This is a genomic window from Pseudomonas syringae pv. coryli str. NCPPB 4273, assembly GCF_000972175.1.
GTDB lineage: Bacteria > Pseudomonadota > Gammaproteobacteria > Pseudomonadales > Pseudomonadaceae > Aquipseudomonas > Aquipseudomonas syringae.
Genome location: NZ_AWQP01000015.1, coordinates 1 through 20,673 on the forward strand (window position 1 = coordinate 1; position 20,673 = coordinate 20,673).

Here is a 20,673-nt window from a genome sequence, read left to right on the forward strand (position 1 = left end):
GCGACCACCGAGATCTACACTCTTTCCCTACACGACGCTCTTCCGATCTCGCGGAGCGTGAGGAACGATAGTCATTAGCTCCCGAACTGTGCCCTTAGCCAAATTGCCCTAAAGTGCTTTCACAAGAATCACCATGCCTCTGCGCCTAGGCGCGTAACCGTTTGTGTCCGATACATCTCCGCCTCGTACAACTCTGGCATAACACTTGCTCTGCCTCTGTCACGTATTGAAGAACCTCTTGAATAGTGACGGATTATTGGCATGGCGCAGAGCGAAGAAGTTAAAGACCCCGCGACCACCGGCAAAGGTAAAGGCAAACTCAAGCTCATTATCATTGCCGTCGTGGCGTTGCTGCTGGCGGTAGGCTTGTCGGTGGGCGCGACCTGGTTCCTCATGCACAAGAGCGAAAGCAAGGTAGATCCAGCGGCGGCCGCAGCCGCAGCGAACGTCAAGCCAGTGGCGGTGTTCGAACCGATGACCCCGGCCTTCGTGGTCAACTTCAACGCCAATGGTCGCCAACGCTACATGCAGGTGAGCATCACTATGCTGGGCCGTAACGCCGCCGACATGGAAGCACTGAAGGTACACATGCCATTGATCCGCAATAATCTGGTCATGCTGTTTGCAGCCATTCCCTTCGAATCGCTGGCTTCGCCGATCGGCCAGGAAATGCTGCGTCAGAAAGCGACCGCCAGCATTCAGGAAGTCGCACAGAAAGAACTCGGCAAGACTGTGATCGAACAGCTGCTCTTCACTAACTTCGTATTGCAGTAGGACTCTCACATGGCCGTGCAAGACCTGCTCTCCCAGGACGAGATCGATGCGCTGCTGCATGGCGTCGACGATGGGATGGTCCAGACTGACAACAACAGCGAGCCTGGCAGTGTCAAAAGTTACGACCTGACCAGCCAGGACCGGATCGTCCGCGGACGCATGCCGACGCTGGAAATGATCAACGAGCGCTTCGCCCGCTACACGCGTATCAGCATGTTCAACCTGCTGCGCCGCTCGGCGGACGTGGCAGTGGGCGGTGTTCAGGTCATGAAGTTCGGTGAGTATGTGCATTCCCTGTACGTGCCGACCAGCCTCAACCTGGCCAAGATCAAGCCGCTGCGTGGCACCGCGCTGTTCATTCTCGACGCCAAGCTGGTGTTCAAGCTGGTGGACAACTTTTTCGGTGGTGACGGTCGTCACGCCAAGATCGAAGGCCGTGAGTTCACACCAACCGAACTGCGTGTCGTGCGCATGGTGCTGGATCAGGCGTTTGTCGACCTCAAGGAGGCCTGGCAGGCGATCATGGAAGTCAATTTCGAGTACATCAACTCGGAAGTGAACCCGGCGATGGCCAACATCGTCGGGCCGAGCGAGGCTGTAGTGATCTCCACCTTCCACATCGAACTCGATGGCGGTGGCGGCGACTTGCACGTGACCATGCCGTACTCGATGATCGAGCCGATTCGCGAAATGCTCGATGCCGGTTTCCAGTCCGATCTGGACGACCAGGACGAGCGTTGGGTCAACGCGCTCAAGGAAGACGTGCTGGACGTCAACGTTCCGCTCACCACGACCATCGCCCAGCGCCAGTTGCCGTTGCGGGACATCCTGCACATGCGCCCTGGTGATGTGATCCCTGTGGAACTGGGCGATTCGCTGGTCTTGCGTGCCAATGGCGTACCTTCGTTCAAGGTCAAGCTTGGCTCGCACAAGGGCAAGATGGCCCTGCAAGTAATCGAACCCATAGCGCGACGCTGACCAGTCTGGTCAACGTCGGAAATTGTTGCGTAACTGAAATACTGCGTGCAGAGGACAACCGATGGCTGATGAAAACGATACGATGTCTGCTGAAGATCAGGCATTGGCGGATGAGTGGGCTGCTGCATTGGGCGAAGCTGGCGACAGCCAGGCTGATATCGATGCGCTGCTGGCTGCGGATGCCGGAAATTCGGGTAGCCGGATGGCGATGGAAGAGTTTGGCAGCGTGCCGAAAAGCACCGGTCCGGTTTCTCTGGATGGTCCCAACCTGGATGTGATTCTCGACATTCCGGTGTCGATCTCCATGGAAGTGGGCAGCACCGACATCAACATCCGCAACCTGCTGCAGCTCAACCAGGGCTCGGTGATCGAGCTGGATCGTCTGGCGGGCGAGCCGCTGGATGTGCTGGTCAACGGCACGCTGATCGCCCATGGCGAAGTGGTGGTGGTCAACGAAAAGTTCGGGATCCGTCTGACCGACGTGATCAGTCCGAGCGAACGCATCAAGAAGCTGCGCTAGTGAAGCGCTGGCTGAGTGTTCTGCTGACCCTGCCATCTCTGGCCTGGGCCGCCGAACCCGCCGCTCAGGCGGCGCCTGCGCAGGTGGCCAACACGGTTTCCGGCGGTATGGGCGGGCAGGTGGTGCAACTGTTGTTCGGTCTGATTCTGGTGATTGGCCTGATTTTCGTGCTCGCCTGGCTGATGCGCCGGGTGCAGCGCGTCGGGCCCAACAGCAATCAGGTGATCGAGCTGGTGAGTTCGCGCGCGCTGGGTCCGCGTGATCGGCTGGTGCTGGTGCAGATCGGCAATGAACAAGTGCTGCTGGGCATTACGCCCGGGCGAATCACGCCTCTGCATGTGCTCAAGGAGCCCGTACAGGTGCCGGTGCGCGAGCAGGCTACCCCTGAATTCGCTCAGCGCCTGATGGAGCTGATGGGCAAGGATAAGGACAAGAAGTAATGGGCGCCTTGCGTTTCCTGATACTGCTGTTGCTGGTCATGGTGACGCCTGCTGCGCTGGCGGCCGATCCGCTGTCGATCCAGGCGATCACGCTGTCCAACGGTGCCGATGGTCAGCAGGAGTATTCGGTCAGTCTGCAGATTCTGCTGATCATGACCGCGCTGAGCTTCATTCCGGCGTTCGTCATGTTGATGACCAGCTTCACGCGAATCATCATCGTCTTCTCGATTCTGCGTCAGGCCCTCGGCCTGCAGCAGACGCCGTCGAACCAGATCCTCACCGGCATGGCGCTGTTTCTGACCATGTTCATCATGGCGCCGGTCTTCGACCGGGTGAATCAGGATGCCTTGCAGCCTTACCTGGCGGAGAAGCTTTCCGCGCAGGATGCGGTGGCCAAGGCGCAAGTGCCGATCAAGGACTTCATGCTGGCCCAGACGCGCACCAGCGACCTCGAACTGTTCATGCGCCTGTCCAAGCGTACCGACATTCCCACTCCGGATGCCGCGCCGTTGACCATTCTGGTTCCGGCGTTCGTGATTTCGGAACTCAAGACGGCGTTTCAGATCGGCTTCATGATCTTCATTCCGTTTCTGATCATCGATATGGTGGTGGCCAGTGTGCTGATGGCGATGGGTATGATGATGCTTTCGCCGCTGATCATTTCTCTGCCGTTCAAGATCATGCTGTTTGTGCTGGTGGACGGCTGGGCGCTGATTGTCGGCACCCTGGCTGGCAGTTTTGGTGGCGTATGAGCCGTTTTGCTAAGGAGTCTGCCCGATGACGCCGGAAGTAGCCGTCGATCTGTTCCGCGAGGCCCTGTGGCTGACCACTGTGCTGGTCGCGATTCTTGTAGTGCCGAGCCTGCTGTGCGGTCTGCTGGTGGCCATGTTTCAGGCGGCCACGCAGATCAACGAACAGACCTTGAGCTTCCTGCCGCGCCTGCTGGTGATGCTCATTACCCTCATCGTCATCGGCCCGTGGCTGTTGAAAATATTCATGGAGTACATGCTGTCGTTGTACACCAGTATTCCGACCGTGATCGGCTAGTACGGCATGCAGCCGATGCTTGCGCTGACCGATACCCAGATCAGTACCTGGGTAGCCAGCTTCATGCTGCCGCTGTTTCGCATCATCGCGTTGCTGATGACCATGCCGATCATCGGCACTACGCTGGTCCCGCGTCGCGTGCGCATGTACCTCGCCGTGGCGATCACCGTGGTTGTCGCGCCTGCGCTTCCAGCCATGCCGGCCGTGCAGGCACTCGATCTGAGCGCGCTGTTGCTGATCGGTGAACAGATCATCATCGGCGCCGGGATGGGCCTGTCGCTGCAGTTGTTTTTTCATATCTTTGTGGTCGCGGGGCAGATCATCTCGACGCAGATGGGGATGGGTTTTGCGTCGATGGTCGACCCTACCAACGGTGTTTCCTCCGCCACCATCGGTCAGTTCTTCACGATGCTGGTCACCCTGTTGTTTCTGGCCATGAACGGCCATCTGGTGGTGCTGGAAATTCTCGTCGAGAGCTTTACCACGATGCCGGTCGGCAGTGGTTTGCTGGTCAATAATTTCTGGGAACTGGCCAACGGGCTGGGCTGGGTACTGGCTTCGGGCATGCGACTGGTGTTGCCTGCAATTACTGCGCTGCTGATCATCAACATCGCCTTTGGCGTCATGACCCGCGCCGCGCCGCAACTCAACATCTTTTCCATCGGTTTCCCGCTTACGCTGGTGTTGGGCATGGTCATTCTGTGGATGACGATGGGCGACATTCTCAATCAGTATCAACCGATCGCTACGCAGGCCTTGCAGGCGTTGCGCGACATGGTGAGGGCTCGTTGAATGGCGGAAAACGAGAATGGCCAGGACAAGACAGAAGACCCCACGGAAAAAAAGGTCAAGGACTCACGGGCTGACGGCCAGATCGCCCGCTCCAAGGAGCTGACCACGCTGGTAGTGATGCTGATGGGGGCGGGCGGGTTACTGGTGTTCGGCTCCGATATCGCCGTGATGATGTCCGAGCTTATGCGTGACAATTTCACGATATCCCGTGAAACCCTGATGGATCAGTCCTACATGGGCAAGGCGCTGCTCAGCTCCGGGACGCATGCGCTGATCGTGGTCCTGCCGTTTCTGATCGCCATGCTGGTCGCCGCACTGGTGGGGCCGATCATGCTGGGTGGGTGGCTGTTCGCAACCAAATCATTGATGCCCAAGTTCAGCCGCATGAACCCGGCAGCAGGTCTCAAGCGCATGTTCTCGCCGCATGCGCTGGTCGAATTGCTCAAGTCGCTCGGAAAATTTCTGATCATTCTGGCAGTTGCGCTGGCGGTCCTTAACAATGAGCGCAAGGACCTGGTGGCGATTGCTCACGAGCCGCTCGAGCAGGCCATGATCCATAGCCTGTTGGTGGTGGGCTGGAGCAGTTTCTGGATGGCGTGCGGCCTGATATTCATCGCGGCGGCGGACGTGCCGTTCGTGTTGTATGAAGCGCACAAGAAGCTGTTGATGACCAAGCAGGAAGTGCGCGACGAGCACAAGAACAGCGAGGGCAGCCCTGAGGTCAAGCAGCGCATTCGCCAGTTGCAGCGCGAAATGTCCCAGCGGCGCATGATGGCTTCTGTGCCAGAGGCCGACGTGATTATCACCAACCCGACACACTTCGCCGTTGCCCTGAAATACGATCCCGAGCAGGGCGGGGCGCCGATGTTGCTGGCCAAGGGTACTGATCTGGTGGCGCTGAAAATTCGCGAAATCGGCGCGCATAACGAGATCTTGATTCTGGAGTCAGCGGCACTGGCGCGTTCTATCTATTACAGCACCGAGCTTGACCAGGAGATTCCTGCCGGCCTGTATCTGGCCGTCGCCCAGGTGCTGGCCTACGTCTACCAGATCCGCCAGTTCCGCGCCGGTCAGGGCAAGCGTCCCGACCCTCTGGGCGACATCAAGATCCCCCCCGACCTGCAGCGCGACGAGTAGTCCGCTCCCCCTTCGTTGCCGGCAGAGACCTATGGTGCCCGTGCTCCGCGTGGACATGCCGTTCTGGACAACCCGCATCCGCTCTTGCGCAGGCAAACGAGAAGGTTTTCTGACTGCACTCAGCGCACCGGATTTACGTGACTTCTGTGTCTAAAGCCTTACCGCCACTGGCTTTGTAAAAGTTGGACAGCTTTTTGCAACAGGGTCGATACAGGGCGCCATTGGCGTCAATGTTTTGATCTAGTGCGCAGGTAACGAATCAGTGGATCGCTCTCAATTACTCAGTAGCGCACGCAGCAATATCACAGGCCTGGGCCGTGGTCAGTTGGGCGTTCCGTTGTTGTTGCTGGTCATGATGGCAATGATGATGTTGCCTATGCCGCCGTTCCTGCTGGACGTGTTCTTCACGTTCAACATCGCACTGTCCATCGTCGTGCTGCTGGTCTGCGTGTATGCCCTGCGGCCGCTGGACTTCTCGGTATTTCCGACCATTCTGCTGGTCGCCACGTTGCTGCGTCTGGCGCTGAACGTCGCTTCCACGCGAGTGGTCATGCTTCACGGTCAGGACGGCCACGCCGCTGCGGGCAAGGTGATTCAAGCCTTCGGTGAAGTGGTGATCGGTGGCAACTATGTCGTCGGTATCGTGGTGTTCGCGATTCTGATGATCATCAACTTCGTGGTAATCACCAAGGGTGCCGGTCGTATTTCCGAGGTGAGCGCGCGCTTCACCCTCGACGCGATGCCCGGCAAACAGATGGCGATCGACGCCGACCTCAACGCCGGCCTCATCGATCAGCCGGAAGCCAAGCGCCGCCGTGCCGAAGTCGCCCAGGAAGCCGAGTTCTACGGTTCCATGGACGGTGCCAGTAAATTCGTGCGCGGCGATGCGATTGCCGGTCTGCTGATTCTGTTCATCAACCTGATCGGCGGCATGCTGGTCGGTATCCTGCAACACAACATGACTTTCGCCGACGCAGGCCGTGTTTATACCCTGCTGACCATCGGTGACGGTTTGGTGGCGCAATTGCCATCACTGCTGCTGTCTACCGCCGCAGCGATCATGGTGACCCGTGCTTCCGGTTCGGAAGAGATGGGCAAGCTGATCAATCGTCAGATGTTCGCTTCGCCCAAGGCGCTGGGTGTTTCCGCTGCAATCATGATCGTCATGGGCCTTGTCCCGGGCATGCCGCACTTTTCCTTTATCAGCCTCGGGCTGGTTGCCGCCGGCGGCGCCTACCTGTTGTGGAAGAAAGAAAACCAGGTGAAGGTCGAGGCCATCGCCGAAGTGCAGCGCCAGCAGGACCTGCTGCCGTCTCCGACCCGCGTTCAGGACGCCAAGGAACTGGGCTGGGATGACGTGACGCCCATCGATATCATCGGTCTGGAAGTGGGTTATCGCCTTATTCCGCTGGTGGATCGCAATCAGGGTGGTCAGTTGCTGGCGCGTATCAAGGGCGTGCGCAAGAAGCTCTCGCAAGAGCTCGGTTTCCTGATGCCCACTGTGCACATTCGCGACAACCTCGATCTGGCGCCCAGCGCCTATCGTCTGACGCTGATGGGCGTGATTCTGGCCGAGGCCGAGATCTACCCGGATCGCGAGCTGGCGATCAACCCTGGTCAAGTGTTCGGCACCCTGAATGGCATCACCGCCAGAGACCCGGCGTTTGGTCTGGAAGCCGTGTGGATCGAAATCAGCCAGCGCAGTCAGGCGCAGTCGCTGGGTTACACCGTGGTCGATGCCAGTACCGTGGTGGCGACCCACTTGAACCAGATTCTCTACAAGCATTCGCATGAGCTGATCGGCCATGAGGAAGTCCAGCAATTGATGCAATTGCTGGCCAAAAGCTCGCCCAAGCTGGCTGAAGAGCTGGTACCTGGCGTGCTGTCGCTGTCCTCGCTGCTCAACGTGCTGCAGGCGCTGCTGGCTGAACACGTACCTGTGCGGGATATCCGCAGCATTGCAGAGGCTATCGCCAACAACGCCGGGAAGAGTCAAGATACCGCCGCTTTGGTGGCCGCAGTGCGCGTGGGTCTGAGCCGCGCAATCGTCCAAAGCATTGTAGGCGTTGAGCCGGAGCTGCCTGTTATCACTCTGGAACCAAGGTTGGAACAGATATTGCTCAATAGTTTGCAGAAGGCTGGTCAGGGTCAGGAAGAAGGCGTTCTTCTTGAGCCAAGCATGGCTGAAAAGCTCCAGCGTTCGTTGATCGAGGCCGCCCAGCGTCAGGAGATGCAAGGGTTGCCGGTAATTCTTCTGGTAGCAGGGCCTGTCCGGGCGATGCTGTCACGATTTGGACGATTGGCTGTACCGAACATGCATGTTCTGGCGTACCAGGAAATTCCGGACAACAAGCAAGTAACCATCGTAGCGACTGTCGGGCCGAACGGCTGAGGTAGTGAGTCATGCAAGTTAAGCGATTTTTCGCCGCCGATATGCGTCAAGCCATGAAGCTGGTTCGCGATGAGCTGGGCGCTGAAGCGGCCATCATCGGTAACCGGCGCATTGCCGGTGGCGTAGAGCTGACTGCTGCTCTGGATTACAAGCTGTCCGCCCTGGCACCGCGTGTGCCGAACATGGAACTGGAAGACGAACTGCGCAAGACTCAGTCGCGCATCGTCTCTGCCCAGGCCGAATTGAACAACCGCAGCGACAGCGACGCATCGATCAACCTGCAGCTGTTTTCCGGCAAGCCGGTCAACCCTGCCGATACGCACATCGAGCCGACACTCGAAGAGCCGCCGCGTCCATTCGCGTACGCAGCGCCACAGGCCGCCGAGCCTGCCATCGGCCAGCGCGCCTATGACTCGATGCGTTCCGAACTGAACGGCCTGCGTGAGCTGCTGGAAGTCCAGCTCGGCTCGCTGGCCTGGAACCAGCTGCAGGGCAGTCGTCCGCAGCAGGCCAACCTGTGGCGTCGTCTGCAACGTGTCGGCCTGTCCGGCCCGCTGTCACGCGACCTGCTGTCGATGATTCCGGAGATTGACGAGCCTCGTCAGGCCTGGCGCATGCTGCTGGCGCACCTGGCACGCATGATCGCCGTACCCGAAGTCGAGCCGCTCGAAGAGGGCGGCGTGATTGCAATGGTCGGTCCTGCCGGAATGGGCAAGACCACCACCCTGGCCAAACTGGCAGCACGTTACGTGCTGAAGTACGGCCCGCAGAATATCGCACTGGTCAGCATGGACAGTTTCCGCATCGGCGCGCAGGAGCAGCTCAAGACCCTTGGGCGCATCCTCAACGTACCGGTCACCCATATCGATCCTGGCCAGTCTCTGGTTCAGGCGCTGGAACCGCTGCTGCGTAAGCGTGTGGTGCTGATTGACACCGCCGGGCTGCAGGCCAGTGATCCTGCGCTGCGCATGCAGCTGGAAAGCCTCGCGGGTCGCGGCATCAAGTCACGCAACTATCTGGTACTGGCCACCACCAGCCAGAAGCAGGTGCTGACAGCCGCGTATCACAGTTACAAACGTTGTGGCCTGGCCGGATGCATTCTGACCAAGCTTGATGAAACGGCCAGCCTCGGTGAAGTCCTGAGCCTGGCGATCAGTCACGAATTACCTGTGGCCTACCTCACGGACGGACCACGCATTCCTGATGACCTGCATATTCCGCGTCGTCATCAGCTGGTAAGCCGCGCGGTGAGTGTGCAGATGCAGGACGAGCCTAGCGAGGAAGCAATGGCTGATATGTTTGCTGACCTCTATCACACCCCTGGCAAGAGAGTGGGTTAAGTGATGGATATTATTGGAATGTCCCTGCGTCAACGGTCTGCCATGCAGTGTTCATTTGCGCACGTGCAGCCCTCGATGTGGTTTCGGTCTACGCAAGACAAGGTAAAGAAATAACATGGGCAGCATGCATCCCGTACAGGTTATCGCGGTGACCGGTGGCAAAGGTGGCGTCGGTAAGACTAACGTGTCAGTGAACCTTTCACTGGCCCTCGCCGAGCTTGGCCGTCGCGTCATGCTGCTGGACGCCGATCTGGGTCTGGCCAATGTCGACGTGCTGCTCGGGTTAACGCCCAAGCGCACACTTGCCGATGTCATCGAGGGGCGTTGTGAGTTGCGCGACGTGCTGTTGCAGGGGCCGGGCGGGGTTCGAATCGTACCCGCTGCTTCCGGCACCCAGAGCATGGTGCATCTGTCGCCCGCCCAGCATGCCGGCCTGATCCAGGCGTTCAGCGAGATTGGCGACAACCTCGATGTGCTGGTGATCGACACGGCCGCCGGTATCGGCGAGTCGGTGGTCAGCTTCGTGCGCGCCGCTCAGGAAGTGCTGCTGGTGGTGTGCGATGAACCCACGTCGATCACCGATGCCTACGCCCTGATCAAACTGCTTAACCGCGATTACGGCATGAACCGCTTCCGGGTACTGGCCAACATGGCTCAGAGCCCGCAGGAAGGGCGCAACTTGTTCGCCAAACTGACCAAAGTGACGGATCGTTTTCTCGATGTTGCGCTGCAGTATGTAGGCGCCGTGCCGTACGACGAGTGCGTACGCAAGGCTGTACAGAAACAGCGCGCCGTTTACGAAGCATTCCCGCGTTCCAAATGTGCTCTGGCTTTCAAGGCCATTGCCCAGAAGGTTGATACTTGGCCGTTGCCAGCCAATCCGCGGGGTCATCTCGAGTTCTTCGTTGAGCGACTCGTTCACCAGACCAGTGCAGGGCCTGTGCAATGACTGCGAGCGGCTACCAGATGTACAGCAAGGCGTCCCGTAATTCACAATATGAGTTGATCGAGCGCTATGCGCCATTGGTCAAGCGTATCGCTTATCATCTGCTGGCGCGCTTGCCGGCCAGTGTGCAGGTCGAGGATCTGATCCAGGCCGGCATGATCGGCCTGCTTGAAGTCTCCACCAAGTATGATTCCACCAAGGGTGCGAGTTTCGAGACCTACGCCGGCATTCGCATCCGTGGTGCGATGCTCGATGAAGTGCGCAAGGGTGACTGGGCGCCACGCTCGGTACACCGCAATACGCGCATGGTCAGTGACGCAATTCGGGCAATTGAAGCTAAAACCGGCCGTGACGCTAAAGATCACGAGGTTGCGGCCGAACTCCAGTTGAGTCTCGATGATTACTACGGGATTTTGAATGACACCTTGGGCAGCCGCCTCTTCAGTTTCGACGACCTGCTGCAGGACGGCGATCATGAAGGGCTGCACGAGGATGGCGCAAGCGGATCGCTTGAGCCGTCGCGCGACCTGGAAGACGAGCGCTTCCAGGCTGCGTTGGCCGATGCAATTGCCAATCTGCCAGAGCGCGAGCGTCTGGTGTTGGCGCTGTACTACGACGAAGAGCTGAACCTCAAGGAAATCGGAGAGGTTCTTGGGGTCAGCGAATCTCGGGTCAGTCAGTTACACAGCCAGTGCGCAGCTCGTTTGCGAGGGCGTTTGGGGGAGTGGCGAGCGCGTTGACAGGCAATGTGCGGTCTTTGGCCGCATGTTGACTGCAAGCCGGCTGTGCAGAGCGTTACGTGGTAACAGGATCGACCCGTCAGAAGCCTGTCAGGCATTGCCTCGATGGGCTTGTTTCTCAGGTCCTTGCCTGTTGTTGTGCCAAGCCCGTCGTCGTTTCGTACAGCCGGGGGTGTGCTGTGCCAGTATTGAGTGAACAGCGTGTTCAGGTGCTGAACGCGTTAAAGACTGCTTGGAGGTCGAATTGGACAAGAACATGAAAATCCTCATCGTTGATGACTTCTCAACGATGCGGCGGATCATCAAGAACCTTTTGCGTGATCTGGGGTTTACCAACACATCGGAAGCGGATGATGGTCTGACCGCATTGCCGATGCTGCAGAGCGGTGCCTTTGACTTTCTGGTGACGGACTGGAACATGCCTGGCATGTCCGGTATCGATCTGCTGCGCGAAGTCCGCAAGGACGAACGCCTCAAGAGCCTTCCCGTGCTGATGGTCACTGCCGAAGCCAAGCGTGAGCAGATCATTGAAGCTGCCCAGGCTGGGGTGAACGGCTATGTAGTCAAGCCATTCACTGCCCAAGCCCTGAAAGACAAGATCGACAAGATCTTTGAACGCGTCAATAGCTGATGCAAGCCGCGAGGGCGCTATGGATAACAATGATTCGATGGCCGACTTTGAGTCGACCTTAAAAAGACACGCGCAGGAACTTGTCACCAGCCTTGAAAAGGGTCGTTTCGGTGACGCTGTGCAACTGATCCACGAACTCAATCAGACACGCGACCGCGGCCTTTATCAGGAAGTGGGCAAGCTGACTCGTGAGCTGCACAGTGCAATCGTAAACTTTCACATCGATCCGCACATGCCTCAAGCCGAGGAAGTGTCGCAGATCACGGATGCTACCGAACGCCTGTCGTATGTGGTGAGGCTGACCGAGAATGCGGCCAACCGCACCATGGACCTGGTGGAGGAGAGTACGCCGGTCATGAACGGCCTGAGTTCCGACGCCAAGGCGTTGAGCGACGACTGGGGACGTTTCATGCGCCGCGAAATCGGTGCCGAAGAGTTCCGCGAGCTGGCCAAGCGGGTCGATGGTTTTCTGACGCGTACCGAGAAGGAAACCCATCAGGTTTCCGCGCATCTCAATGACATTCTGCTTGCCCAGGATTACCAGGACCTTACCGGTCAGGTCATCAAGCGTGTGACGCAACTGGTCACTGAAGTCGAGAGCAATCTGCTCAAACTGGTGCTCATGGCCAGTCATGTCGATCGCTTTGCTGGCATCGAACATGACGAACAATCCATCCTCGATGAAAAAGATCCTAAAAAACATCTCGCTCAGGGTGAAGGTCCGCAGATTCATGCCGATAAACGTGAAGACGTCGTATCCGGACAGGATGATGTAGACGATCTGCTATCGAGCCTCGGCTTCTAAGATCTGTTGACGGTTAATTTTAGGGAGCACCCCATGAGCTTCGGCGCCGATGAAGAAATCCTTCAGGATTTTCTGGTAGAGGCCGGCGAAATTCTGGAGCAGTTGTCAGAGCAATTGGTCGAGCTGGAAAGCCGACCGGATGATGCTGATCTGCTCAATGCAATTTTTCGCGGTTTTCACACTGTAAAAGGGGGCGCCGGCTTCCTCCAGCTCCATGAGCTGGTGGAGTGCTGCCACATCGCCGAAAACGTGTTCGACATCCTGCGCAAGGGTGAACGTCGCGTTGATTCCGAACTGATGGACGTGGTCCTTGAAGCACTGGACTCCGTCAATAGCATGTTCGGTCAGGTACGTGAACGGACTGACGTAACTCCGGCGACGCCAGAACTGCTGGCCGCGCTGGCGCGTCTGGCCGAGCCACAATCTGCCGATGAGGCCGCGGCTCCCGAGCCAGAGCCCGAGCCGGTGGTTGAAGTCCAGGCTGCTGCTGCGGTTGCAGAACCAGCTGCTGGCGACGAAATTACCGATGATGAATTCGAGCAGCTGCTCGATTCGCTGCACGGCTCCAGCCCGGTATCTGCAGCGCCTGCACAGGCGCCAGCAGCCGCTGCGCCGGCAAGTGATGAAATCACCGATCAGGAATTTGAATCCCTGCTTGATCAGTTGCATGGCAAGGGCAAGTTTGCGGCTGATGCTGCAACCGCTCCGGCCCCCGCTCCTGCGGCGCAGCGCGGTGCCGCGCCTGCCGGTGACGAAATCACTGACGATGAATTCGAAGCGTTACTCGATCAACTGCACGGCAAAGGCTCGTTTGATGGTGCCGTAGCGGCTCCCGTAGCTGCTGCACCTGTGGCCGTTGCTGCCAAGGCACCCGCTGCTGCTGCGTCGGACGAAATCACCGATCACGAATTCGAAAGCCTGCTCGACGAATTGCATGGCAAGGGCAAGTTCGAGCCGGAGGCGATTGTTGCCAAGGCGCCTGCTCCGCCACCGCCGCCTCCTGTTGCCAAGCCTGCTGCGGCGCCTGCTGCCAAAGCCGAACCGGCCAAACCCGCAGCGGCTCCGGCCCCTGCGCGCGCTCCTGCGCCTACCGGCGAAAAGCCGGTGGCGACAGAAGCCGAAACCACGGTTCGTGTCGATACCGCCCGACTGGACGAGATCATGAACATGGTCGGCGAGCTGGTGCTGGTGCGTAACCGCCTGGTGCGGTTGGGTCTCAACAGCGGCGATGAAGCCATGTCCAAGGCCGTTTCCAACCTGGATGTGGTGACCGCCGATCTGCAGACTGCGGTGATGAAAACCCGCATGCAGCCGATCAAGAAAGTTTTCGGTCGTTTCCCGCGTCTGGTTCGTGACCTGGCTCGCCAGCTCAAGAAAGAGATCAACCTGGAACTGGTCGGCGAAGAAACCGACCTCGACAAGAACCTCGTAGAGGCGCTTGCCGATCCACTGGTCCACTTGGTGCGTAACGCGGTCGACCACGGTATCGAAACGCCGGAAGAGCGCGAAGCCACGGGCAAGTCCCGCGGCGGGCGGGTAATCCTTTCCGCAGAGCAGGAAGGCGACCATATCCTGCTGTCGATCTCCGATGACGGCAAGGGCATGGACCCTAACGTCCTGCGCTCCATTGCGGTGAAACGCGGCGTCATGGACAAGGATGCAGCCGATCGGTTGAGTGACACCGATTGCTACAACCTGATCTTCGCACCGGGCTTCTCGACCAAGACCGAGATTTCCGATGTGTCGGGTCGCGGTGTGGGCATGGACGTGGTCAAGACCAAAATCTCCCAGCTCAACGGCTCGATCAACATCTACTCGACCAAGGGCCAGGGTTCGAAGATCGTCATCAAGGTGCCGTTGACGCTGGCGATCATGCCGACCCTGATGGTGATGCTGGGCAACCAGGCCTTCGCTTTCCCGCTGGTCAACGTCAACGAAATCTTCCACCTGAACCTGTCGACTACCAACGTGGTTGATGGCCAGGAAGTGGTGATCGTACGTGACAAGGCCTTGCCGCTGTTCTACCTCAAGCGCTGGCTGGTCAGTTCGGCGGCTCACGAGGAGCAGCGTGAAGGGCACGTGGTAATTCTCACGGTCGGCACTCAGCGCATCGGTTTTGTCGTCGATCAGCTGGTCGGTCAGGAAGAAGTGGTTATCAAACCGCTGGGCAAGATGCTGCAAGGTACGCCGGGCATGTCGGGCGCCACCATCACCGGTGACGGTCGCATCGCCTTGATTCTCGATGTACCCAGCATGCTCAAGCGTTACGCCGCACGGCGTATCTGAACCCGGGGTCGCGGGCAGCCTGGCTGCCTGCGGCACCTATTGGAGTGTTTATGGCAGTCAAGGTCCTGGTGGTGGATGATTCCGGTTTTTTCCGCCGCCGCGTTACGGAAATTCTTTCTTCGGACCCCAACATTGTAGTGGTCGGCACCGCCACCAACGGCAAGGAAGCGATTGAGCAGGCGCTGGCGCTCAAGCCGGATGTCATCACCATGGACTACGAAATGCCGATGATGGATGGCATTACGGCAGTTCGCCATATCATGCAGCGTATCCCCACCCCGGTATTGATGTTCTCGTCGCTGACGCACGAAGGTGCGCGCGTGACGCTGGATGCTCTTGACGCCGGTGCGGTGGATTTTCTGCCCAAGAATTTCGAAGATATCTCGCGCAACCCGCAGAAGGTCAAGCAACTGCTGTGCGAGAAAATCAACAGCATTTCACGCAGTAACCGTCGTTCCAGCGGGTTCGGTTCAGCCAGTGCCGCTCCGGCGGCTCCGGCATCGTCGACGTTGTCCAGCCGCGCCTCCGCGCCAGCCCCTGCACCTGCCAGGGCAGTGCCGTCACGCACGGCAACACCTGCTGCCGCCCCGGCCGCCCCGGCCCATCATGCGCCGGCGCACCCGACGACTTCAGGCACGGCCAAGCGCAAGGCCTACAAGCTGGTGGCCATTGGTACCTCAACCGGCGGCCCGGTCGCGCTGCAACGGGTGCTGACCCAACTGCCAGCCAATTTTCCGGCACCACTGGTGCTGATTCAGCACATGCCTGCGGCGTTTACCAAAGCGTTTGCCGAGCGTCTCGACAAGCTGTGCAAGATCAGCGTCAAGGAAGCCGAAGACGGCGACGTGCTGCGTCCTGGTGTGGCGCTGCTGGCGCCGGGTGGCAAGCAGATGATGGTTGACGGACGCGGTACGGTGAAGATTCTGCCGGGCGACGAGCGCCTCAATTACAAGCCCTGCGTCGACATTACCTTTGGCTCTGCCGCCAAGTCCTACGGCGACAAGGTGCTTTCGGTGGTCTTGACCGGCATGGGTGCCGATGGCCGCGAGGGCGCGCGTCTGCTCAAGCAGGCCGGCAGTACCGTATGGGCTCAGGACGAAGCGAGCTGCGTGATTTATGGCATGCCGATGGCCATCGTCAAGGCCGAACTCGCGGATGCGATCTACAGTCTCGACGACATCGGTCGGCACCTGGTAGAGGCCTGTCTCTGATGGATGTACTGAGCCTTATCGGTCTGATTCTGGCGTTTGTCGCAATCATTGGTGGCAATTTTCTCGAAGGCGGGCACCTCGGTGCCTTGCTCAATGGTCCGGCGGCGCTGATCGTGTTGGGCGGTACCCTCGGTGCTTCGCTGTTGCAGTCGCCCATGAACGCGTTCATGCGTGCCATGAAAATCATCCACTGGATCATTTTCCCGCCACGTATCGATCTGCCCGGCGGTGTCGACCGGGTCATCGGCTGGAGCATGACCGCTCGCAAAGAGGGCTTGCTGGGTCTGGAAACCGTAGCCGATGCCGAGCCCGACGGTTATTCGCGCAAGGGGTTGCAACTGTTAGTCGACGGTGCCGAGCCGGCCGCGATTCGCAGCATTCTCGAAGTGGATTTCATCACGCAGGAAACCCGCGATATTCAGGCGGCGAAAGTATTCGAAAGCATGGGCGGCTACGCGCCGACCGTGGGTATCATCGGCGCAGTCATGGGCCTGATTCATGTCATGGGTAACCTGGCCGATCCCAGCCAACTGGGCAGCGGTATTGCGGTGGCCTTTGTCGCCACGATCTATGGCGTGGCCATGGCCAACCTGATCCTCCTGCCTGTAGCCAACAAGCTCAAGGCCATTGCCCACCGTCAGGCGCGCTATCGCGAAATGTTGCTTGAAGGTCTGTTGTCCATCGCCGAGGGTGAAAACCCGCGCTCCATCGAACTCAAGCTGCAAGGCTTCATGGAGTAACAGCGCATGGCTCGCCGTCGTCAGGTCGAAGAACATGAAAATCACGAACGCTGGCTGGTGTCGTATGCCGACTTCATTACCTTGCTGTTCGCGTTTTTCGTGGTGATGTACTCGATTTCCTCGGTCAACGAAGGCAAGTACAAGATTCTGTCCCAGGCATTGGTCGGCGTGTTCAACGACACCGAACGCACCATGAAGCCTATCCCCATCGGCGAGCAGCGCCCGGTCTCGATCAAGCCCGCCGAGCCGCTGGTCAAGGACAGCGAGCAGACTGACGCCGGTATAGGTCAGGCCTCTGATGACCCGTTGCAGACCATCGCCCAGGACGTGCGCGATGCGTTCGGTGACCTGATCAAGTCCGACCAGATGACGGTGCGCGGCAACGAATTGTGGATCGAGATCGAACTCAACTCCAGCATGCTTTTCGGCAGCGGCGATGCGATGCCCAGCGACAAGGCGTTCACCATCATCGAAAAGGTCGCCGGGATCGTCAAACGCTTCGACAACCCGATCCATGTCGAGGGCTTTACCGACGACCAGCCGATCAGCACTGCACAGTTTCCGACCAATTGGGAGCTGTCTTCGGCGCGTTCTGCCAGCATTGTGCGCATGCTGGCCATGGACGGTGTCAATCCGGCGCGACTCGCTTCGGTGGGCTACGGTGAGTTTCAGCCGATCGCCCCCAACACCAGCACTGCCGGCCGCGCCAAGAACCGCCGTGTAGTGCTGGTTATCTCGCGCAATCTGGACGTTCGCCGCAGCCTGACCAGCGCTGGATCGGCCAATGTGCAGCCTGATGCTGCATTGCGGCGTGCTGGCACACAAACTGCACCGGTGCCAGCAAAGCCGCCGGTACGCGCGAACGCCGTCAATTCTCCGTCACCCGCCCCCTAAACATCGTATCGGTATGGTCGTCGCTGTACGGAAGGAAAACAATTAATGAGAGTCTGGGCAGTAGCCAACCAGAAAGGTGGAGTCGGAAAGACCACCACGACCATTGCCCTGGCCGGTTTGCTGGCCGATTCAGGCAAGCGCGTGGTTGTGGTCGATCTGGACCCTCACGGCTCCATGACCAGTTATTTCGGGCATAACCCGGACGAACTGGAACACAGTGCTTTCGATCTGTTCCTGCATAAAGGCGCAGTGCCGGACGGTCTTCCCGGCCAGTTGCTGCTGCCTACCAGCGACAAACGTATCTCGCTGATACCCTCCAGCACGGCACTCGCCACACTGGAACGCCAGTCACCCGGCCAGAGCGGCCTGGGTCTGGTTGTCGCGAAAAGTCTGGCTCAGTTGTGGCAGGATTTTGACTATGCCTTGATCGACAGTCCGCCGCTGCTGGGCGTTCTCATGGTCAATGCGCTGGCGGCCAGCCAACAGTTGGCGATTCCGGTGCAGACCGAGTTTCTGGCCGTGAAAGGTCTGGAGCGCATGGTCAACACGCTGACCATGATCAACCGTTCGCGCAAGGTGCCACTGCCTTACACCATCGTGCCGACTTTGTTCGACCGCCGTACCCAGGCATCGATGGGTACCTTGAAACTGTTGCGCGACAGCTTCCCCGAGCACGTCTGGCAAGCCTATGTGCCGGTCGATACGCGACTGCGCGATGCCAGCCGTCTGGGGCTTACGCCGTCGCAGAACGACAGCAAGAGTCGTGGTGTGATCGCTTACCGGGCATTGCTCAAGCATATGCTCGCCGAGCAGCTCAATGCGCAGGTGGCCTGACGTGAACGTCTACTCTTTCTACATTGTTTGCTCAAGTGATGCCTCAATGCGGCCGATAACTGTATCAGGCTGCACATGCTCCATTTTTTGTTGGGCCCCGGTATGAACCGCCCTGTAGAAGTAGCAACACGACCCAAACTGGCTTTGCAGTCCTATCTGGACGCATTGCTGTACGACGCGACTGAAGTGCTCGAAGAGCCCGTCAGCAGCATCGATGAATTTCAGGCGGCTGTGCTCGAAGAGCAGGCCTTTGATGCGCGGATGCAGGCGCAGATCAAGCCACTGGCGGTCGCGGTTGCCGCGCCGGCTCCGGTGGCTGTCGAGGTGCAGGTGCTGGCGCCTGCGCCAGTGGTTGAAGTCGCTCCGGTGATCGTTGCCGAAGCGGTGCAGGTTGAAGTGGTTCAGGTTGAAGAGGCAGTGCCAGGCGTTGCGCTGGTAGAACCAGTCGCCGAGTTGAGCACGCTGGCAGCCCAGCGTACCCCGACGCCACCGCCGACCAGTGATGGTCGTCCGGCATGGGCTGCCGAGCCATTCGAATGCCTGTTGTTCGATGTGGCCGGTCTGACACTGGCGGTGCCGCTGGTGTGTCTGGGGTCGATTTATCCGCTGGCGGGGCAGGAGCTGACGCCGCTGTTCGGTCAGCCGGACTGGTTTCTCGGGATCCTGCCGTGTCAGGCAGGCAACCTGAAAGTGTTGGATACCGCGCGCTGGATCATGCCTGATCGCTACCGCGACGATTTTCGCCAGGGATTGCAGTACGTGATTTCGGTGCAGGGATACGAGTGGGGGCTGGCGGTGCATCAGGTCAGCCGTTCGTTGCGTCTTGATCCGAACGAGATCAAATGGCGTGCGCAGCGAGGTCATCGTCCATGGCTGGCGGGTACGGTCATCGAGCATATGTGCGCGTTGCTGGATGTTGCAGAGTTGGCCGAGCTGATAGCCAGTGGCGCGGTCAAGCAGTTGAACAAGTCGAAATAATCATGGGTCGATGCCAGTGGCGTCACCTGCAAAGAACACACGTGAGGGGTTGGGGTTATGAATAAGTCGTCTGCACAAGGTTCCGAAGATCCTATTCTGCAATGGGTTACGTTCCGCCTGGACAACGAGTCCTACGGCATCAACGTAATGCAGGTGCAGGAAGTGCTGCGCTACACTGAAATCGCCCCGGTGCCGGGTGCGCCAAGCTATGTGCTGGGCATCATCAACCTGCGCGGTAACGTCGTGACCGTGATCGATACTCGCCAGCGTTTTGGCCTGGCCCCGGTTGAAGTCAGCGACAATACGCGTATCGTGATCATCGAAGCCGACAAGCAAGTGGTCGGTATTCTGGTCGACAGCGTGGCTGAAGTGGTTTACTTGCGTCAGTCAGAAGTCGAAACTGCGCCTAACGTTGGTAACGACGAATCGGCCAAGTTCATTCAGGGCGTTTGCAACAAGAACGGCGAACTGTTGATTCTGGTTGAACTGGACAAAATGATGTCCGAAGAAGAGTGGTCCGAGCTGGAGAACATCTGATTGATCTTTGAGGTAGCTGTCGTCTTTCTGGGCATTCTCTGGGTTGTCACCCTGTTTATGTTCCTGGCCCATACCAGGCGTCAGCGCAAGCTGGACGCCGAGCGTGATGACGCGGCTGCCTTGCGGGATCAGCGGATCAAGGAGTTGGCCAGACGCCTGGACAACTACCAGAACGGCACGGTGCGCATGGGCGAGGCATTGCATGAGCTGCGTGCCGTCGTTGCGCCGTTGCCGGACAAGCTCACCGCACTGGAGCAGCGCGATCCCTCCACGCTGTCCTTCGCCCAGGCCGCCCGTCTGGTCGGCATGGGTGCCAGCATCGACGAGCTGACCCAGTCCTGCGGCCTGACCCAGGCCGAAGCGCAACTGATGACCAAACTGCACGGCAATACAGCGAGCTAGTTTCTCTTCCCTGCACGCCTGCGCTGCACACCCAAGGCCGGACGCAGAGCGTCCAGAACTGCATTCCCACGCTGGAGCGTGAGGAACGATAATCTTGTAACTCTCGTGCCAGCCACTCCGCGTTGGCATGCCCTCCGTAACGCTTAGCGTCATAAATTTCCGGTGCGGCACAAGATCATGCCTTAACTGTTAATGCTGTCTAAAATGCTTTTTTATCGCGATGGCACAGACGACGCAGGGTGCGACGTA

At 58.9% G+C, this 20,673-nt stretch carries 22 protein-coding genes; all 22 read left to right on the top strand.

Annotation, left to right across the window (positions count from 1 at the left end; all coding sequences use genetic code 11):
• Positions 1-261 precede the first annotated feature (261 nt).
• The 22 genes from fliL (at position 262) to P406_RS07675 (ending at position 20,424) form a co-directional block, all read left to right on the top strand.
• On the top strand, positions 262-774 hold the full coding sequence (gene fliL / locus P406_RS07570; protein WP_003343996.1) for a flagellar basal body-associated protein FliL: 513 nt from the start codon (positions 262-264) through the stop codon (positions 772-774).
• A gap of 9 nt (positions 775-783) precedes the next feature.
• Positions 784-1,752, top strand: a complete 969-nt coding sequence (gene fliM, locus P406_RS07575) for a flagellar motor switch protein FliM (RefSeq protein ID WP_003412410.1) — start codon at positions 784-786, stop codon at positions 1,750-1,752.
• 61 nt (positions 1,753-1,813) lie between these two features.
• The gene (gene fliN / locus P406_RS07580) at positions 1,814-2,272 is read left to right on the top strand and encodes a flagellar motor switch protein FliN (RefSeq protein WP_003370145.1); all 459 of its coding nucleotides are present in this window, start codon (positions 1,814-1,816) and stop codon (positions 2,270-2,272) included.
• Positions 2,272-2,712, top strand: a complete 441-nt coding sequence (gene fliO / locus P406_RS07585; protein WP_046235852.1) for a flagellar biosynthetic protein FliO — start codon at positions 2,272-2,274, stop codon at positions 2,710-2,712. Before fliN ends, fliO begins: the two co-directional genes overlap by 1 nt.
• Positions 2,712-3,464, top strand: a complete 753-nt coding sequence (gene fliP / locus P406_RS07590; protein ID WP_003412403.1) for a flagellar type III secretion system pore protein FliP — start codon at positions 2,712-2,714, stop codon at positions 3,462-3,464. The genes fliO and fliP overlap by 1 nt, the downstream gene beginning before the upstream one ends.
• 25 nt (positions 3,465-3,489) lie before the next feature.
• Positions 3,490-3,759, top strand: a complete 270-nt coding sequence (locus P406_RS07595) for a flagellar biosynthetic protein FliQ (protein ID WP_003417827.1) — start codon at positions 3,490-3,492, stop codon at positions 3,757-3,759.
• 6 nt (positions 3,760-3,765) lie between these two features.
• Positions 3,766-4,551, top strand: coding sequence for a flagellar biosynthetic protein FliR (fliR, locus tag P406_RS07600; protein ID WP_003412400.1), 786 nt, complete (start codon positions 3,766-3,768; stop codon positions 4,549-4,551).
• Positions 4,552-5,688: a flagellar biosynthesis protein FlhB gene (flhB, locus tag P406_RS07605; protein ID WP_003412397.1), complete on the top strand. Its 1,137-nt coding sequence runs from the start codon at positions 4,552-4,554 to the stop codon at positions 5,686-5,688.
• 262 nt (positions 5,689-5,950) lie between these two features.
• Positions 5,951-8,080 (top strand): flagellar biosynthesis protein FlhA, encoded by a 2,130-nt coding sequence (gene flhA, locus P406_RS07610; RefSeq protein ID WP_003412395.1) that lies wholly within the window; start codon positions 5,951-5,953, stop codon positions 8,078-8,080.
• A gap of 11 nt (positions 8,081-8,091) precedes the next feature.
• Complete coding sequence (flhF, locus tag P406_RS07615; RefSeq protein WP_003412393.1) at positions 8,092-9,420, top strand: flagellar biosynthesis GTPase FlhF; 1,329 nt, start codon at positions 8,092-8,094, stop codon at positions 9,418-9,420.
• 115 nt (positions 9,421-9,535) lie between these two features.
• Positions 9,536-10,369 carry a flagellar synthesis regulator FleN gene (gene fleN, locus P406_RS07620; protein ID WP_003412391.1) on the top strand — a complete coding sequence of 278 codons (834 nt, stop codon included), beginning with the start codon at positions 9,536-9,538 and terminating at the stop codon, positions 10,367-10,369.
• Complete coding sequence (gene fliA, locus P406_RS07625; protein ID WP_002554271.1) at positions 10,366-11,106, top strand: RNA polymerase sigma factor FliA; 741 nt, start codon at positions 10,366-10,368, stop codon at positions 11,104-11,106. The genes fleN and fliA overlap by 4 nt, the downstream gene beginning before the upstream one ends.
• A gap of 256 nt (positions 11,107-11,362) precedes the next feature.
• Positions 11,363-11,737, top strand: coding sequence for a chemotaxis response regulator CheY (locus P406_RS07630; protein ID WP_161420660.1), 375 nt, complete (start codon positions 11,363-11,365; stop codon positions 11,735-11,737).
• 19 nt (positions 11,738-11,756) lie between these two features.
• The gene (locus P406_RS07635) at positions 11,757-12,542 is read left to right on the top strand and encodes a protein phosphatase CheZ (protein WP_003316828.1); all 786 of its coding nucleotides are present in this window, start codon (positions 11,757-11,759) and stop codon (positions 12,540-12,542) included.
• 33 nt (positions 12,543-12,575) lie between these two features.
• Positions 12,576-14,828, top strand: coding sequence for a chemotaxis protein CheA (locus tag P406_RS07640; RefSeq protein WP_046235853.1), 2,253 nt, complete (start codon positions 12,576-12,578; stop codon positions 14,826-14,828).
• A gap of 50 nt (positions 14,829-14,878) precedes the next feature.
• The gene (locus tag P406_RS07645; RefSeq protein WP_046235854.1) at positions 14,879-16,039 is read left to right on the top strand and encodes a protein-glutamate methylesterase/protein-glutamine glutaminase; all 1,161 of its coding nucleotides are present in this window, start codon (positions 14,879-14,881) and stop codon (positions 16,037-16,039) included.
• Positions 16,039-16,779: a flagellar motor protein gene (locus P406_RS07650; protein WP_003412383.1), complete on the top strand. Its 741-nt coding sequence runs from the start codon at positions 16,039-16,041 to the stop codon at positions 16,777-16,779. The genes P406_RS07645 and P406_RS07650 overlap by 1 nt, the downstream gene beginning before the upstream one ends.
• A gap of 6 nt (positions 16,780-16,785) precedes the next feature.
• The gene (gene motD / locus P406_RS07655) at positions 16,786-17,673 is read left to right on the top strand and encodes a flagellar motor protein MotD (protein ID WP_003412380.1); all 888 of its coding nucleotides are present in this window, start codon (positions 16,786-16,788) and stop codon (positions 17,671-17,673) included.
• Positions 17,674-17,718: 45 nt separating this feature from the next.
• Positions 17,719-18,507 carry a ParA family protein gene (locus P406_RS07660; RefSeq protein ID WP_003316833.1) on the top strand — a complete coding sequence of 263 codons (789 nt, stop codon included), beginning with the start codon at positions 17,719-17,721 and terminating at the stop codon, positions 18,505-18,507.
• Between the two features lie 75 nt (positions 18,508-18,582).
• The gene (locus P406_RS07665) at positions 18,583-19,485 is read left to right on the top strand and encodes a CheW domain-containing protein (RefSeq protein WP_032703045.1); all 903 of its coding nucleotides are present in this window, start codon (positions 18,583-18,585) and stop codon (positions 19,483-19,485) included.
• A gap of 57 nt (positions 19,486-19,542) precedes the next feature.
• A complete protein-coding gene (locus P406_RS07670) occupies positions 19,543-20,022 on the top strand; it encodes a chemotaxis protein CheW (RefSeq protein ID WP_003370201.1) in 480 nt (159 codons plus the stop codon).
• On the top strand, positions 20,023-20,424 hold the full coding sequence (locus P406_RS07675; protein WP_003412376.1) for a DUF2802 domain-containing protein: 402 nt from the start codon (positions 20,023-20,025) through the stop codon (positions 20,422-20,424).
• Positions 20,425-20,673: the final 249 nt, after the last annotated feature.